We start from the raw sequence: 16,195 nt of genomic DNA, 5'->3' as shown, positions 1-16,195 counted from the left end.
CCAGACAATGAAATTAAAAGAATTTAAAAATTCGACAACCCTTTGAAAAACAGGTTATATTTCTATTGGTATTATTAATGGATGACATAAAAGGAAAATGGATATGACAAACAATGGCTTGGGCTTGCCAAACACCCTTAGGCATAACTGGGGTTGGCTCTTGGGATTAGGTATATTACTTGTTTTTCTAGGTTTTATCGGGTTAAGCATGGTGATTGGATTAACCCTTGTTAGTATGTATTTTTTTGCTGCATTACTAATTGTTTCTGCACTATCCCATTTTATAGATATTTTTAAACATCAAGACTGGCAGGGAATCTTCTGGCAAGCAATAATCGCATTTTTATATCTGATTGGCGCTGTAATTGTTTTTTATGATCCATTTTTAGCCTCCACACTCATTACTGCTTTATTAGCCATAGTCCTTATTGTTATTGGCATCACTCGAATCGTTTTGGCGCTCTCATTAAAAAGCGCGCAAGGATGGGGTTGGTTGTTGTTCGCTGGGATTACAGCCATTATTCTTGGCTTGTTAATTCTCATTCAATGGCCAATAAGTGGACTCTGGGTTATAGGAATGTTTATTGCGATTGATATGATAATTAACGGCTGGACCTATATTTTTATAGCCCTTGGAGTGCGTGCATCCTTATCATGAAAAGAGTATGATACTGCATTCCTCCTGAATGCAGTATTAAAATGAATTCAAGAATAATACGTATAGCAACACGTCAAAGCCCACTCGCTCTGTGGCAAGCAAATTATGTACGGCAACTTTTATTAAACAAATGGCCAAAACTCAATATTGAATTATTACCTATGACCACATCTGGAGATAAGTTTCTCAAAGATAAGCTTTTGGCTGTTGGAGGAAAAGGCTTATTTGTCAAAGAATTAGAAGAAGCATTACTGGATAAGAGAGCAGATTTTGCCGTACATTCATCAAAAGACATGCCTGCAGAATTTCCACAGGGGCTTTGTCTGGCTGCAATTTGTAAAAGAGATAACCCCTTTGATGTCTTTGTCAGTCATCATTATACCAGCCTACAGACATTACCTCAGCAGGCCATCATTGGAACTGCCAGCCTGAGAAGACAATCCCAACTATTAGCCCATAGACCTGATTTATGTATTAAGCCCTTGCGAGGCAATATCAATACGCGACTTGAAAAACTGAGATCTGGAGAATATCAAGCGATCATCCTCGCGGCTGCTGGCCTTGAGCGTATGGGTTTCACTCATGTTATTACAGAGCAATTATCCGCAGAAATTATGTTGCCTGCATGTGGACAAGGAGCCTTAGCAATCGAATGCAGAACTGATGATCAAGAAACACTAGCACTTGTTGCAGAATTAAATGATCCCATTTCATCGCTTTGTGTCCATACAGAACGACAAGTCAATGCACAATTAGGTGGAAACTGCCATGTTCCATTAGCAGTCTTCTGCACCCCTCTTGAAAAAAATCAACTTTGCTTAAGAGCAAAAATTCTAACCCTTGATGGTTCCCAGATCATCGAAGATGCTCAAACAGGAGCATTGGATCAAGCCCAAAACTTGGCTGATCTTTGTTCACAATCCTTGATGGCGCAAGGCGCAGCCAATCTTCTAGCATCGGTTAGACAATGAATCAGTCGCTAAAAGGTCTACGCATTTTAAATACTCGACCTCTAGGACAAGCACATAAGCTCACGCAAAGCATTCGTACGTTAGGAGGTATAGCCATAGAGCTCCCTGCCCTAGAAATTCACGCATCGCCCAGCAATTGGGTTTCTTTATTACCTGATTTAAACAACGTAGATCATGCTATTTTTATTAGTACCAATGCGGTCCATTATTGCTTTACTCAATTAAATCAACTGCACATGAATTGGCCAACTTCAATCCAAGTAATTGCAATTGGTCAAGGAACTGCCGCCTCACTGCAAAAACTTAACATCCAAGTGAGTGCTATCCCTGAATTCCCTAATAGCGAACATCTATTATCATTAGAAACGTTACAACACCTTGAAAAGCAAAACGTGCTACTATTTAAAGGAAATGAAGGCAGACCACTCATTGAAGAGCAACTGGTGCAAAAAGGAGCAAATCTAGTTATTCTAAAGGTATATCAAAGAGTTATGCCCAAACTAAGTCCTTTATTCGTTCAATCGATATGGCGCGATGACTTAGTGGACATTATACTGTTAACAAGCGAACAGTCGCTGCTTAACCTTTTTAAACTATTTAATAAAGAGGCTCACGATTGGTTAAAAAATAAAACATGGGTAGTTATTAGTGAGCGTCTCGCTCAAATTGCCTCTTCATTAGGAATAAATAAGATTACTATAAGTCACCCTAGTCAGGTGCTAAATACACTGATTGACTACGTAAACAAGGATTAACTATGGCCAGTAGCAATGAAGAACAGATGCAAAAAGTAAAAAAAACATCAAACATAGAACAAAATAAAGAGCCGAAGTCTCACCACAATAATTCTTGGGCTTCTAAAAACAATTTTATCATACTGGCTGTAGCGATCATCATTGCATTAGGGGCTTTAGCCATTGCTACATATACGCTTTTCTTAAATAACCAATTACACGCTCAATTAACCAATACAAATACTAATTTTTCTAAAGAATTAGAGGAATTGAAACAAAAACAAAATCAAACTCAAGAAATAACTAATGCAAAAACGAAAAATACTGAAGAAATTCAAACCCAATTTCAAACAAAGTTTGATGCTCTAAGCAAACAATTACAGAGTGCGATGAGTCAAAGATTTTATCAAAATCAAGATTGGCTTTTTCTTAAGGCGCGCTATTATCTCGAATTAGCACAAATTAATGCCCATTGGAGTAATAGCTCTGATGCAACAATAGCATTATTGGAGCAAGCAGATCAGCTATTAAAGCAATTTAACGAACCTAGAATCTTTGCGATAAGACAAGCAATAGCAAAAGACATAGCACAGATCCAAGCGATACCTCCTGTAGATATTTCCGGCTTGTTAAGTCAATTAGATGCAGCACAAAACAGCATTAATAATCTCAGTATTCCTTTGCCTGAAAATGAAAATAAATCCACAGTGGAACAATCAAAAGCATCATCCAATAATTCCTCTACTTGGAGTACGCATTTACAAGAAAGTATGAATATATTAGGCAAACTGGTAGTAATACGTCGCCATGATCAAGAAATCAAACCGCTTTTATCCCCTTTACTAGAGGAGGCACTTAAAGAAAATCTACGTCTCAACCTCCAGGAAGCTCAATGGGCTGTTCTTAATCATGATTCTTTTGTTTATCAACTGGTTCTTAAACAAGCAATTAATACGCTTAAAACAAATTTTAATGAAAACACACAAAATACGGCGTCTCTAATCAAAAAACTATCCGCGTTACAGCAAATCAGTATTACTCAAAAAAGAGCACCATTGGGCCTAGCACTTCCCATGCTCAATGAATTGATTGAGAGTAAAAAGGGAACATCAGATCAATCCACAAATAATGAGCAAGGAGGAAATCAACAATGATGCGTGTTCTTTTTGCCTTCTTAATCTTATTGGCTGCGGTAATCTTAGGCATTCAACTTAATAAAGATCCTGGTTATGTATTAATTGCAATGAATCATTGGACCATAGAAACTACTGTTTGGGTGGCTATTTTTACCCTTATTCTTTTATTTATGATCCTCTATCTTTGTTTGCGTCTATGTCAGAAAATCACTCATACTCCGAGTACATTAACTCGATGGCATGCAAAAAAACGCTTTCGAAAAGCTCAAGCAATCACCCGAAAAGGTTTAATCGAGTATAGCGAAGGCAACTGGCTAAAAGCAAAAAATCATTTAATCCAAGCTTTACCCAATTCAGATACTCCTTTACTTAATTATTTAACTGCAGCACGAGCAGCTCAAAAAATGGGTGATAATCAATTACGTGATGATTACTTACGGGAAGCCCAACAATCCATGCCCGAAGCAAAAATTGCAGTTGAATTAACTCAGGCAGAATTGCAATTATCGAACCATCAGTGGGAACAAGCTTTGGCAACATTAAAGCATTTGCATGCTATTGCACCGCGCCATCCCTATGTGTTAATGCTGATGATGCGACTCTATCAAGAGGTAAAGGATTGGCCACAGCTCATTGCTCTTTTGCCAGATTTAAAAAAATATAAAGTCATTAATCAACAAGAATTCGAGCTAATACAACATAATGCTTATTTGCAAAGACTTATTGATCTTGCCAAACAGAATCAATCCGATGCAGTAAATTCTTTCTTTCAGATCATCCCTAAAACTTTGGTTAATAATCCCGAAATTATTGCAGAATATACGCGTTTTCTATTAAAAAATAATGAATTCACCGCAGCAAAAAACCTATTATGCCGCACACTACGTAAGGACTTTAATTCACAGCTGATCGAGCTTTACGCGATGTTACCCGCGGATGATCATCAACTGACTTTTGCTGAGTCCTTATTGAAAAAAAATACCCACTCAGCAGCTCTTTATCTATGTTTAGGCCAACTGTGCATTAAGCTTCAACTCTGGGGAAAAGCAAAATATTATCTTGAAAAATCCAATGAGATAGAGCCCACTGCTTTGGCCTATGAAGCCAAAGGAAAACTACATGAAAAGCTAGGAGAAGAAGCACTCGCTTGCAACAGTTATAAGAAGGGCATAGAGTTGATCACTAACAAAATTGTTTGATTATTTAGGTAATAAGATGGCTTATCCTCTCTTTTAAACAGCCGTTAGACATGATAAAGAATCTATTTTAGATCCAGTCTCCATCTCGAACCATTCGCACTGCGGAGGCATTTATACTCAAAATGGGCACTCTGAGAAAGCAATAAACCATTTTGAGTACGAAGCGAGGCTAAATCATCAAACCTGGAACCAAAATTGCAGCATGTAACGAAGGAACAATAATTAAGAATATCCCCAGTAATTTCTGTTTAATACTCTATACTAAGACAAGATTAAGGAATTATGAATAATGGATAGTACATTACTTGCAGGAAAAAAAGCTTTAATCATTGGGATTGCCAATGACAGCTCCATTGCTTTCGGTTGTGCGCGCGCATTGAAAAGGGTCGGAGCTGAGCTCGCGATCACTTATTTAAATGAAAAAGCTAAGCCATTCGTAGATAAAATTGTAAGCGATCTTAAACCATCTATTTATTGTGAATGTGATGTCACCAAAGATCATGATTTAGACAATTTATTTTTAGAAATCGACAAAAAATGGGGACAAATTGATATAGTCATCCATTCAATTGCTTATGCACCAAAACAGGATTTGCAAAGACCTGTGTATGAGTGCTCTAAAGAAGGATTTCTCATGGCTATGGATATTTCTTGCCACTCGTTTATTCGCATGGCCAATCTCGCTAAACCACTCATGAAAAATGGTGGCTCATTATTCGCCATGTCATTCTATGGGGCTGAAAAAGTAGTTGAAAATTATAATCTCATGGGGCCAGTTAAGGCGGCGTTAGAAGCTTCTGTACGCTACATGGCCGTAGAACTAGGCCCAGATCAAATTCGAGTCATTGCACTTTCTCCAGGACCTCTCAAAACACGCGCAGCTTCAGGGCTTGAAAAGTTTGATCATTTAATCCAGCATACAAAAGAGAAATCACCGCTTAAATCACTGATCGATATCGATGATGTCGGCGCAATGGTAGCTTTTCTTGCTAGTAACTATGCGAAAAATATCACTGGTGATGTTATTTATATAGATAGTGGGTATCATATAATTGGCTAGGTAACCATCCTACATTTAATCCAAACACAATCGCCACAATGAGAGCCTCGAAAACATCGTTCCAGTCAATAATGATCACATTATAAAAAACCGGGATGATGGCATGCATCATTACAGTCTGTTGCAGTGCGCTCTACCTGAATAGTCACATGTTGAATATTAAACTGGTGACGCAATTGTTCAACCCACTCAGCTCTTAATGAATCTGGAAGCGGTTCATCTGGCACATATAAATGAACAGACATCGCATTTTCCTGGGTGCTAAGCGCCCATATGTGTAGATCATGAAAGTCCTTCACCCCAGGCTTATTTAACAAAAATTCACTTACCGCTGTCCAAGAAATATGCTCTGGAACACCATCAATAATTAATCTGAAACTACTTGTAAATAAAGACCAAGTTCCTTTAAGTATAACAATTGCGATGAGTAAACCAACTACAGGATCTATCCAAAGCCAATCAGTCCAATAGAGTAATGCAGCAGAAACGACAACACCTACTGAAACCAAAGCATCATAAAGCAAATGAAGATAAGCACCTCTAATATTTAAATCTGAGGAACCACGTATAAATAATAATGCAGTAGTCGCATTAATCACAATACCAACAGCAGCAACGATCATCACCGATACCGCTTGAACTTCTGTTGGAGAAAATAACTTATATACTGCTTCTGTAGCGATAATGCCGCATGTAAAAACCAACAAAATTCCGTTTGCCAAAGCAGAAAGTATCGACGTCTTTTTTAAACCATAAGTTGCTTTCATGGTTGGTGCACGCTTCATCAGAACAGTGGCAATCCATGCTAACATCAAACCTAATACATCACCTAAATTATGAAAAGCATCTGCAAGCAAACTGGTTGAGTTAGCTAAATAGGCAAACGCAATTTGCAACACAACAAACAAACCATTGGCAATGATGGAAATAATAAAAGCTTTATTATAGGTTACTACATCTTTATCATTCCCATGGTGATGATGATGGTGGTGATGCGATTCACCATGGGAGTGTATGCTCATGATGTACCTTCATTATTTAAACTTTCAGAATAATAATTAACGCCAATTTTAATTCTGTTCCGTTCCTTTTGTTTACGCCATGCATTGGTATCACGTAAAGAATAAACACAACCACAGTACTCTTGTTTATAAAATTCTTCACGCTTAGCAATTTCATACATGCGCTCTGAACCACCGTTTTTTCGCCAATTGTAAGTCCAATACTCTAAATTAGGATATTTACTGGCAGCTCTTACGCCACAGTCATTAATTTGATTCATATCTTTCCAACGTGAAATTCCTAAAGAACTGCTAATCACAGGAAAACCATGTTCGTAAGCATATAAGGCTGTGCGTTCAAAACGCATATCGAAACACATAGTACAACGCTTACCTCGCTCAGGCTCCCATTCCAAGCCTTTAGCACGAGCGAACCAATTGTCCTTGTCATAATCTGCATCTATAAAAGGAATATTATGTTTTTTTGCAAAATTAATATTTTCATTTTTTCTAATTTCGTATTCTTGCACAGGATGAATATTAGGGTTATAAAAAAATAGAGTAAAATCAATCTCTGAAGCAATTAATGCCTCCATTACCTCACCAGAACAAGGCGCACAACATGAATGCAGCAATAATTTATCTGCTTTCTTCGGTAATTCCAATCGCTCTCTTTGTATCATTTTGTTATATCCAGCAAATTTATAAAATGTTTACGATAATAAACTAATTCTGCAATAGAATCTTTAATGTCATCTAATGCGAGATGTTTTGATTCTTTAACAACTCCATTTAATAATTCAGGCCGCCAACGTATCGCAAGCTCCTTAAGAGTACTGACATCCAAATTCCGATAATGAAAAAAAGAGGCCAAATCAGGCATATATTTATAGAGAAATCGCCTGTCTTGGCATATGCTGTTACCACACATAGGTGATTTACCTTTATCCAAATGCTGTTTTAAAAATTCAATAGTGAGTTTTTCTGCTTTTGCCTCATTAATATCACTTTCAAGAACACGCTTGACTAAACCTGATTGACCATGCTGCTTTGTATTCCAAGAGTCCATGCCATCGAGCAAAACTTTAGGCTGAGATATGGCAAAAACAGGTCCTTCAGCAATAATATTTAAATGAGGATCTGTTACAACAGTAGCCAACTCAATAATTCTATCCTGCTCAGGGTTAAGCCCTGTCATTTCTAAATCTATCCAAATTAAGTTTTGATTATTTTTCATTTGCTTTCCAAGAATTTAATATCAATTCAACACATGCTACACGCCTTTGATGAAGAACTTGTTTAATTGTTTCTCCCTCATAACCCTCTGCTACTATTGCTTTAGTATTTACTTTAGCACACTCTATTAACAAATAACTCCATAATTTACTTTGGCGATAATCGACAATTTTGCCACAGCCTTCTGCATCAGCTTGGCACGCAATTAACATATTATAAAAAAGCGATGAACGACGAAATGCATCACTCTGCTCTAAAACCTTCACGATAGTCACTGCTTGCAATTCGAATAAACGATGAATATTGAGATGAAACCGCGAGACCATAACTGCTAAATTGCGATAATCATTTGGGATTCGCAAACGAGTACATAAAGACTGAATTATAGCTACCCCTCGTTCTTCATGGCCATGATGGCTAGGCCAATTGTCCATCGGTGATAAAGCTTTGCCTAAATCATGGACCAAAGCTGCAAAACGGACAATGGGATCATTTGTTAAAGCTACTGCTGCTTGCAAAACAAATAAACTATGAACGCCACTATCCACTTCATGGTGATAACGATAAGGGTTAGGCACCCCAAATAACGTTTCAATTTCAGGCAAAATAACAGGCAATGCGCCACATGATCTCAATGTCCAAATAAATTGCTCTGGATTTTTTTCTTCTAGACTTTGTTGCCATTCTTGCCAAACACGTTCTGCAACCAAATGAGCTAATTCCCCTCTTTTAACCATGGTATACATTAGAGACCGTGTTTCGTCAGCCAATTTAAAACCTAAATAATGAAAGCGTGCTGCAAAACGAGCGACGCGTAATACACGTACAGGATCTTCAACAAAAGCAGGGGAAACGTGACGCAATACCCTACTTTTTAAATCCAGTTGTCCATTATAAGGATCAATGAGTTGACCTTGCTTATCCATAGCGATTGCATTAATCGTTAAATCACGTCGTGCTAAATCTTCTTCTAAAGTAACCTGTTTACTAAAATCACAAGAAAAACCATAATAACCCGGTGCTGATTTTCGTTCTGTACGTGCTAAAGCATATTCCTCATTTGTTTCTGGATGTAAAAAAACAGGAAAATCACGTCCAACTTGCCTGAATTTCTTTTGCAATAACTCATCAGGACTGGCCCCTACTACAACCCAATCACGTTCTTTTACAGGCAGATTCAATAATTGATCACGAACAGCACCACCAACTAAGTATACTTTCATTAAATTAAATTTACCTTCATACTGTATGTTTATTTAGCCGTAACAGCTCAGACACCGACGTTTAATTTAGTACAAACGGTTATAGTTGAGTTCTTACATTAGCCCTGATCTTATCTTCAAAATCAGGAAGTATATTATATTATAGATCCGAACTATGAGTAAAAGACGTATTAGTAAACAACAATCGACACGAATTGAAAAAATACAACGAGATTATCATCAGCATAAACAAAATGATAATGCTCTTATAGAAGGTTTAGTGATTACTCGGTTTAGTAAACATGTTGAAGTAGAAGATAATCAAGGGAATCACATACGTTGCTCCATCAGACCAAATCTGGAAACCTTAGTTGCCGGAGATAGAGTTATTTGGCAAATTGAAGGTAAAAATCAAGGCGTAGTTGTCAGCATTTATCCACGCAATAGCCTTTTAGCAAAACCAACTAATTCTGAGATAAAAAAACCTGTCGCTGCTAATATTACGCAACTAGTTATCGTTATTGCTCCAAAACCAGAAATATCTTGGCCTTTACTCGATAGTTATTTAGTCATAGCAGAAACACTACAACTGCGCGCGGTTATTTTATTAAATAAAACTGATTTACCCTGTGAATCACTAAAAGAGCAGCTCTTCAAACATTATGAAAATTTAAATTATCCAATTTTGTTAATGAATCAGCACTCTACAACCGGATTAGAACAATTACAACAAGTACTTAATCATCAAGTTAGTGTTTTTGTAGGTCAGTCGGGTGTAGGCAAATCGTCGCTCATTGCCAGTATTTTGCCTCATGAACATAATATTGCCACCAAAGAACTTTCCGAAATTTCAGAATTAGGTCAGCATACTACCAGCAACTCTCGCTATTATCATTTACCTAGCGGCGGAGCACTGATTGATTCACCAGGAGTAAGAGAATTTAGCTTATGGCATATCGACATAGCAGAAATTGCACGTGGGTATGTTGAATTCAGGCCTTATTTGTCGCAATGTAAATTTCGCAATTGTACTCATAAAGACACGCCTCATTGCGCCATCATTCATGCGGTAACTAAAGGTTTAATATCTACTAACCGGTATGAAAACTTCATGAAGCTTTGTGCTCAATACGATTCAGTCAGATAATATTAAAATACGACCTATGGCATTTAAATGACATCATTTTCCTGGTGAAGTAATCCTAAAAAATGAACAATTCAGCAAACCCATCAAAACTTGAGCTCTTTTAAGTTGAATACTAAGCTGGTTACCAATAAATGCCAACTCAGTAGATGAGAGTTCATTACATTGGAACCCATTACATTACAACCACACTTCCGCTTATTACTAAAATCATGAAAAATATGCTTTGTTTGTCCATAGAGCTAACTTTAAAGTCTATACTAAAAGAACATCATTTTTTTTTGTAACATTATGAAAAAAATTACTAGTTTTAATTTAGCTTCCTCAACAAGTACAGGCGGGGTAACAGGAAGTGTTCGGGTAAAAGGAAGAGTTGATGGTAAAAATTACCAATTAAAACCGTCCATACTTGACAATACATTAGTAAGACAGGTGAAAGCGCATAGAACTGATAGGGAAAATTTTGGAGAAGTTATTGCATCATTCGTCGGTAGAGCCCTGCTAAAAGACATTGCTCCCGATGCAATACCAGCGGTTTCGCTCGTATATGATTCATATAATCAAAAGGCATTAATTGCTTCTAAGTATTTAGAAGGAGATGTAGGAGGAGTGCGTACCCTTGATCAGTTCGCAGAGGAACAGGGGGCCAGGATCGCATCACATGCTAAATTTGTAAGTGGAAACCAAATCCAACAAGGAACAGTGGGAATGGAATCCGAATCAATCTCTCCACTCAAATCAAGTCTTGCTTTAGCGATTTGTATATCGGCTATCTTAGGTGACCATGATGTCAATCCGGGAAATATGATGGTTATCACTCGTAATGGAGAAAACACTGTTGCAAGAATTGATTTTGGACATGCTTTTAATGATTTGTTACATGCACCCGCCGTTTTGGGTGGTGGTGTATTAAATGCTAACAATCCAATCAAAGATTTTATAAATCGCGAGAAAATTGCAGGAATCAAAAAGGGAGATCCGTCAAAATTATGGCGTGATTATCCTGGCTTCGTGTTTTCTCCGGAAATAGCAGGAGCATTAAATGTCGTTGGAAATATTTCTGATGATAAAATTACTGAAGGGATTACAGGAGCGAAAAAAGAGTTCAATGCATTAATCACGAGCATGTTAAATAATAGTGATAAAAAAGGGATTATTCACGTCCGTAACTCTCTTGCAGCAATCGCTAAGAATATTTCGGATACACCACTTGATAATAAGCAGACAATTGATGGCCAAATTGACGAGGTCTTTTCCAGGATTCAATCATTTGTAATCACTAATCGTGACAATGCCTTAAAAATAAGTAATCTCATGAAAACACAGCTTTACATCAATGAATTGGCAGCTGCAGGATATGATATTAATGAGATCTTCGATGCATTATCAAAAAATCAAGATCTCCAACCAATCCATGGGAAGGTTGAATGGATAAGAGAAAATAAACATGAGCCACCTTTTAAAGGTGATTTAGAACAGTATATAATCAGAAAGCGCATTGATTATCTTGTTGAAAATGACCCAAACGATCCAGTCACTAAGGCTTCAAAAAATATACTTGATTTTATTAACAATTATAAGGATAGAGTTTTACACCAGAAAAGAATAAATACAGTTGGAATGAATAAAATTGAACATATTGAAAATCTTTATTCTACTGTTTTACACTTAAGTAATTCCGATATTAGTGGTGCTTTAGAGAAAACCCGTGAGATCAAAAAAGAGTTACAACAACAATTCGGGGAAAATAATGCGATAGGCCGATCAAAATCATTCGAAGCACTTATTCAGATAGAGAGTACTTTAAGCAGGCTTAGTCAAAATAATCTATCGGCACAAATTGATCCAAAAATAAATGTGGGTATAGCTCCCCCACCTCTTAAAGTGAACAGTAATATTCAACTTGATGAAGCGAAGGATTTGAAAAGTGAGATACAAGACGTTCGCCGTGAGAAGGAGCTCTATAGCGAAAAAGAAAAGGGGATTGATGAAATAGAGTCTAAAAATGAAGTTCGGTCGGGATTCTGATGAAAAAGACCGTTTGTTATTCATTTAAATGAGTCCATAAAAAAGAAGGAGTACTTAGCTAAAACCTTTCAATTCTTGAGTTACGACCAAAACTTAAATTAAGACCTAAATACCCTGGCTCAAATCTTCCTACTTTTAGTTATACTGCAACAAGACAATTGAATCTTCTATGAAAAAAGAGGATCTTTTAAGTTGATTCTTTAGGCAACGAAGTTCTTCTAAGTATATTGACCCATATAATCCATAGGTCGATTGCCACTTTTGGCCATTTCCTTTTGCTCTACAGTCAAAATAGGCTGTCCAATTTTAAGCAAATATTTGCCTATTTTCTCTGATATTTTTGGTTCAAGGTTAAGAGTGAGCAATTGAGTTTTATATTCCGTTATTATGGAGCTTACATCTTTCTTTTCTTCTGGCAATTTAAATAATTTAGCACTATCTAGCTGATACAGTTGAGAAAAAAAATGCACTGTTCGAGTCTCTGTTGGAATTTGACTTAATTGGGACAAGCGATTTTCAATATATGAAGCACAGTTATTGAGAAAATTGGATTTGGCAGTCTTAAGGTTACAAAGTTTTATTAATCTCAATAAATTAACTTGATGATGATCACTTAGTCCCATGAGGAATTCATTAAATAAAATATTGATTCGAAACTGCTTCATTAAATCATTTTGATCCTGAGCATAGGTTTGAATGATATCATCTAAAAAGAGATTAATACGTGCTTTCAAAGATTGGTGATTTGTATTGAATAAAAGTAATGCAGAAAATAATAATTCTGGTTCAAACCAATAAACGCCAATTTCATTGAGTCTATGGTTCTTAACAAGATCTAACCATTTAATCGTTTCTTCAGAGCGAGTCGCCCAAGTATACCAACTTTTATCGGCACTTACAGGAGCAATAATGTCCTTAATAATATCTCTATAAGCTTCTGCTAACGAATCAGGTCGGTTTTCAATAACCAAAGGCAGTAAAATAGTAAAAATATCCCCTAATTCAGGAAGTATCTCGTTTGATTTATCCCATAAACTGTAAGATTTTTTTGTGAACGAGGTAGAAATCTTAAATTTTGTCGTTAATAGAGAAACTAACAAACTACAACAATTTTCTAAATCTCTGGATTGGCTGCTATTGGTTACAACTGTTTGTATCTCATGTCTCGATAATTCGTCGTAAACACTTTCCAACTCTTTACTTGAGGCCTTTAGTTCTGGATCAAAATGAAACAACCACTTACTTAGTGCTTGAATGGTTAACTCTATCTCAGAAAAATTAGTCGCCGTATGAAGATCGATAAATGCATCCAATAAATATTGTTCTTCTTCCTTATATGCGATTTTTGCCCCATAGAAAGAATTCACATCTGCTAACTCATAAGCATACACACGATGAAAAAAATTTTTAACATCATTTTTAAATATAGAAAAATCGAGCCCATTCGATTTTAAAAAATAATACCGTTCAACTAACTCTAATAAATGCGGTAATAATCCTATTGGAATTTGTCCATTATCTCTCAAGTGAATGAAGACCTTTTTTCTCATTAAATCCCAAAAATTATCAAAAACTTCAGTATCAATTGTCACTTTTTTTGTTGTTTGTTTACATGACCTTAAACGAGCTAACTCTTCTATTGTAACCACACTCAACGTTCGGTCTGTAGCATTTCTATATGTTGATAAAGCAAACTGCCAACGCTCCAAATGCCTACAAAAACTTAATTTTCTATATAAAGTATGACCTCCATAACCAAGATAAAAATTAAATAAGTTCACTGTTTCAGTCAGTAGTGAAAAGTCATTTAAATCTATCTCATTAATTACAGTAGGTATTAATATTTTTAAATAATTCCGTTTAGCTATAGGCTCAAGTTCTCGAGCCAAATCAATCCAACGCTGGTTCACACTAGAAGGATTAAGTGTATAATCATTGTCACTATCAATAATTAAATCCCAGCGTTTTTTATAACAATCAAGTAGAAAGTAAATGTCTTCATTATTTAAATTATCGTCTGATGATTTGTTGGAAAAATATACTGACAGATGATCACATAGTGATACATCACATAAAATAGGCTCATCTGCCTCTTCAATACTCCTAATAAAATCCAAAATGCGCTGGACTAACATGGCACGACCTGATTTAAATAAATTTACCTTAAACTAAAGTTCAATAAAAATCAATTAAGAGTAACTGTAAGAGCTTAAAGCGATTTGAAAATACGTTATTGACGTATCAAAAAAAAAGCGGCTAAGAAGCCGCTTTAAGAAAAAAGCCCTGGCGATGACCTACTTTCACATGAGGAAACCTCACACTATCATTGGCGCATGTTCGTTTCACTTCTGAGTTCGAGATGGAATCAGGTGGTTCCAAACCGCTATGGTCGCCAGGAAAACTGTTTTGAGTACCACGCATTGGAGCGCGTCACTCAGGTAAATAAAGAGAGTCATATTATATCTTATATTAAGTACACTCTGAAGTAACTCAGATTATATGGTCAAGACAATCAGCCAATTAGTACAAGTTAGCTTCACGCATTACTACGCTTCCACACCTTGCCTATCAACGTCGTAGTCTTCAACGGGCTTCAAGGGAAAACTCATCTTGAGGGAGGCTTCCCGCTTAGATGCTTTCAGCGGTTATCCCGTCCGAACTTAGCTACCCGGCAATGCCACTGGCGTGACAACCGGTACACCAGAGGTTCGTCCACTCCGGTCCTCTCGTACTAGGAGCAGCTCCTCTCAATTTTCCTACGCCCACGGCAGATAGGGACCGAACTGTCTCACGACGTTCTAAACCCAGCTCGCGTACCACTTTAAATGGCGAACAGCCATACCCTTGGGACCTGCTTCAGCCCCAGGATGTGATGAGCCGACATCGAGGTGCCAAACACCGCCGTCGATATGAACTCTTGGGCGGTATCAGCCTGTTATCCCCGGAGTACCTTTTATCCGTTGAGCGATGGCCCTTCCATTCAGAACCACCGGATCACTAAGACCAACTTTCGTTCCTGCTCGAGCCGTCGCTCTCGCAGTCAAGCACCCTTTTGCCTTTACACTCTTGGTACGATGTCCGACCGTACCGAGGGTACCTTTGTGCTCCTCCGTTACTCTTTGGGAGGAGACCGCCCCAGTCAAACTACCCATCATACACTGTCCTTATCCCAGATAATGGGACCAAGTTAGAACCTCAATAACAACAGGGTGGTATTTCAAGGTTGGCTCCATACCCACTAGCGTGGATACTTCTTAGCCTCCCACCTATCCTACACAGTCATCATCAAAGTCCAGTGCAAAACTATAGTAAAGGTTCACGGGGTCTTTCCGTCTAGCCGCGGGTACACTGCATCTTCACAGCGATTTCAATTTCACTGAGTCTCGGGTGGAGACAGTGTGGCCATCGTTACGCCATTCGTGCAGGTCGGAACTTACCCGACAAGGAATTTCGCTACCTTAGGACCGTTATAGTTACGGCCGCCGTTTACCGGGGCTTCGATCAAGAGCTTCTCCGAAGATAACCCCATCAATTAACCTTCCGGCACCGGGCAGGCGTCACACCCTATACGTCTTCTTACGAATTTGCAGAGTGCTGTGTTTTTAATAAACAGTCGCAGCCACCTGGTCTCTGCGGCCCTCTTCAGCTCCACCCGCAGGGGTGTCACCAAAAAGGGCGTACCTTCTCCCGAAGTTACGGTACCATTTTGCCTAGTTCCTTCACCCGAGTTCTCTCAAGCGCCTTAGTATTCTCTACCTGTCCACCTGTGTCGGTTTGCGGTACGGTTCTCTATAAGTTATGGCTAGCAGCTTTTCCTGGAAGCCGG

Annotated in this window: 13 protein-coding genes and 2 rRNA genes (1 of these 15 running past the window's edge); 8 read left to right on the top strand and 7 right to left on the bottom strand. The window is 37.7% G+C overall.

Going from position 1 to position 16,195, the window contains the following annotated elements:
- Positions 1 to 103 precede the first annotated feature (103 nt).
- The 6 genes from Lsan_RS02295 to fabI all read left to right on the top strand — a co-directional run bounded on the left by Lsan_RS02295 (position 104) and on the right by fabI (position 5,758).
- Positions 104 to 658 carry an HdeD family acid-resistance protein gene (locus tag Lsan_RS02295; protein ID WP_133134219.1) on the top strand — a complete coding sequence of 185 codons (555 nt, stop codon included), beginning with the start codon at positions 104 to 106 and terminating at the stop codon, positions 656 to 658.
- Between the two features lie 41 nt (positions 659 to 699).
- Positions 700 to 1,629 carry a hydroxymethylbilane synthase gene (gene hemC, locus Lsan_RS02290; protein WP_058512924.1) on the top strand — a complete coding sequence of 310 codons (930 nt, stop codon included), beginning with the start codon at positions 700 to 702 and terminating at the stop codon, positions 1,627 to 1,629.
- A complete protein-coding gene (locus Lsan_RS02285; protein ID WP_058512923.1) occupies positions 1,626 to 2,384 on the top strand; it encodes a uroporphyrinogen-III synthase in 759 nt (252 codons plus the stop codon). The genes hemC and Lsan_RS02285 overlap by 4 nt, the downstream gene beginning before the upstream one ends.
- A gap of 2 nt (positions 2,385 to 2,386) precedes the next feature.
- Positions 2,387 to 3,517 (top strand): uroporphyrinogen-III C-methyltransferase, encoded by a 1,131-nt coding sequence (locus Lsan_RS02280; protein ID WP_058512922.1) that lies wholly within the window; start codon positions 2,387 to 2,389, stop codon positions 3,515 to 3,517.
- On the top strand, positions 3,514 to 4,698 hold the full coding sequence (locus tag Lsan_RS02275) for a heme biosynthesis HemY N-terminal domain-containing protein (RefSeq protein WP_058512921.1): 1,185 nt from the start codon (positions 3,514 to 3,516) through the stop codon (positions 4,696 to 4,698). The genes Lsan_RS02280 and Lsan_RS02275 overlap by 4 nt, the downstream gene beginning before the upstream one ends.
- Positions 4,699 to 4,987: 289 nt before the next feature.
- A complete protein-coding gene (gene fabI, locus Lsan_RS02270) occupies positions 4,988 to 5,758 on the top strand; it encodes an enoyl-ACP reductase FabI (RefSeq protein WP_058512920.1) in 771 nt (256 codons plus the stop codon).
- An 80-nt stretch (positions 5,759 to 5,838) separates the two neighbouring features.
- Here the strand turns inward: fabI and Lsan_RS02265 are convergent, their stop codons facing one another.
- Genes Lsan_RS02265 through Lsan_RS02250 form a run of 4 tightly spaced genes read right to left on the bottom strand, consistent with a single transcriptional unit; the run spans position 5,839 to position 9,218 of the window.
- A complete protein-coding gene (locus Lsan_RS02265; protein WP_058512919.1) occupies positions 5,839 to 6,780 on the bottom strand; it encodes a cation diffusion facilitator family transporter in 942 nt (313 codons plus the stop codon).
- Positions 6,777 to 7,442: an epoxyqueuosine reductase QueH gene (locus Lsan_RS02260; RefSeq protein ID WP_058512918.1), complete on the bottom strand. Its 666-nt coding sequence runs from the start codon at positions 7,440 to 7,442 to the stop codon at positions 6,777 to 6,779. Before Lsan_RS02260 ends, Lsan_RS02265 begins: the two co-directional genes overlap by 4 nt.
- Positions 7,439 to 7,996 carry an oligoribonuclease gene (gene orn / locus Lsan_RS02255; protein ID WP_058512917.1) on the bottom strand — a complete coding sequence of 186 codons (558 nt, stop codon included), beginning with the start codon at positions 7,994 to 7,996 and terminating at the stop codon, positions 7,439 to 7,441. The genes Lsan_RS02260 and orn overlap by 4 nt, the downstream gene beginning before the upstream one ends.
- Positions 7,986 to 9,218, bottom strand: coding sequence for a multifunctional CCA addition/repair protein (locus Lsan_RS02250; protein ID WP_058512916.1), 1,233 nt, complete (start codon positions 9,216 to 9,218; stop codon positions 7,986 to 7,988). Before Lsan_RS02250 ends, orn begins: the two co-directional genes overlap by 11 nt.
- A 154-nt stretch (positions 9,219 to 9,372) precedes the next feature.
- Between Lsan_RS02250 and rsgA the strand changes: the two genes are divergently transcribed.
- Together rsgA and Lsan_RS02240 are read left to right on the top strand one after the other, a co-directional pair.
- A complete protein-coding gene (gene rsgA / locus Lsan_RS02245; RefSeq protein WP_058512915.1) occupies positions 9,373 to 10,344 on the top strand; it encodes a small ribosomal subunit biogenesis GTPase RsgA in 972 nt (323 codons plus the stop codon).
- Between the two features lie 288 nt (positions 10,345 to 10,632).
- On the top strand, positions 10,633 to 12,369 hold the full coding sequence (locus Lsan_RS02240; RefSeq protein ID WP_058512914.1) for a hypothetical protein: 1,737 nt from the start codon (positions 10,633 to 10,635) through the stop codon (positions 12,367 to 12,369).
- A gap of 218 nt (positions 12,370 to 12,587) precedes the next feature.
- Here the strand turns inward: Lsan_RS02240 and Lsan_RS02235 are convergent, their stop codons facing one another.
- From Lsan_RS02235 to Lsan_RS02225, 3 genes are all read right to left on the bottom strand, one after another.
- Positions 12,588 to 14,504: a hypothetical protein gene (locus tag Lsan_RS02235; protein WP_058512913.1), complete on the bottom strand. Its 1,917-nt coding sequence runs from the start codon at positions 14,502 to 14,504 to the stop codon at positions 12,588 to 12,590.
- A gap of 146 nt (positions 14,505 to 14,650) precedes the next feature.
- Positions 14,651 to 14,766: ribosomal RNA gene (rrf, locus tag Lsan_RS02230) — 5S ribosomal RNA — on the bottom strand.
- Positions 14,767 to 14,868: 102 nt separating this feature from the next.
- Positions 14,869 to 16,195 (bottom strand): 23S ribosomal RNA (locus Lsan_RS02225); it runs 1,569 nt beyond the window's last position.

It is taken from the genome of Legionella santicrucis (assembly GCF_001468135.1).
GTDB lineage: Bacteria > Pseudomonadota > Gammaproteobacteria > Legionellales > Legionellaceae > Legionella > Legionella santicrucis.
Note: the sequence above shows the minus strand (reverse complement) of the source record. Positions and strands in the feature narration are given on the sequence as shown.

Excerpts from the sequence above, each read along its gene's own strand:
- Lsan_RS02295 (WP_133134219.1), top strand. The coding sequence starts at position 104 with ATGACAAACAATGGCTTGGGCTTGCCAAACACCCTTAGGCATAACTGG.
- hemC (WP_058512924.1), top strand. The coding sequence starts at position 700 with ATGAATTCAAGAATAATACGTATAGCAACACGTCAAAGCCCACTCGCT.
- Lsan_RS02285 (WP_058512923.1), top strand. The coding sequence starts at position 1,626 with ATGAATCAGTCGCTAAAAGGTCTACGCATTTTAAATACTCGACCTCTA.
- Lsan_RS02280 (WP_058512922.1), top strand. The coding sequence starts at position 2,387 with ATGGCCAGTAGCAATGAAGAACAGATGCAAAAAGTAAAAAAAACATCA.
- Lsan_RS02275 (WP_058512921.1), top strand. The coding sequence starts at position 3,514 with ATGATGCGTGTTCTTTTTGCCTTCTTAATCTTATTGGCTGCGGTAATC.
- fabI (WP_058512920.1), top strand. The coding sequence starts at position 4,988 with ATGGATAGTACATTACTTGCAGGAAAAAAAGCTTTAATCATTGGGATT.
- Lsan_RS02265 (WP_058512919.1), bottom strand. The coding sequence starts at position 6,780 with ATGAGCATACACTCCCATGGTGAATCGCATCACCACCATCATCATCAC.
- Lsan_RS02260 (WP_058512918.1), bottom strand. The coding sequence starts at position 7,442 with ATGATACAAAGAGAGCGATTGGAATTACCGAAGAAAGCAGATAAATTA.
- orn (WP_058512917.1), bottom strand. The coding sequence starts at position 7,996 with ATGAAAAATAATCAAAACTTAATTTGGATAGATTTAGAAATGACAGGG.
- Lsan_RS02250 (WP_058512916.1), bottom strand. The coding sequence starts at position 9,218 with ATGAAAGTATACTTAGTTGGTGGTGCTGTTCGTGATCAATTATTGAAT.
- rsgA (WP_058512915.1), top strand. The coding sequence starts at position 9,373 with ATGAGTAAAAGACGTATTAGTAAACAACAATCGACACGAATTGAAAAA.
- Lsan_RS02240 (WP_058512914.1), top strand. The coding sequence starts at position 10,633 with ATGAAAAAAATTACTAGTTTTAATTTAGCTTCCTCAACAAGTACAGGC.
- Lsan_RS02235 (WP_058512913.1), bottom strand. The coding sequence starts at position 14,504 with ATGTTAGTCCAGCGCATTTTGGATTTTATTAGGAGTATTGAAGAGGCA.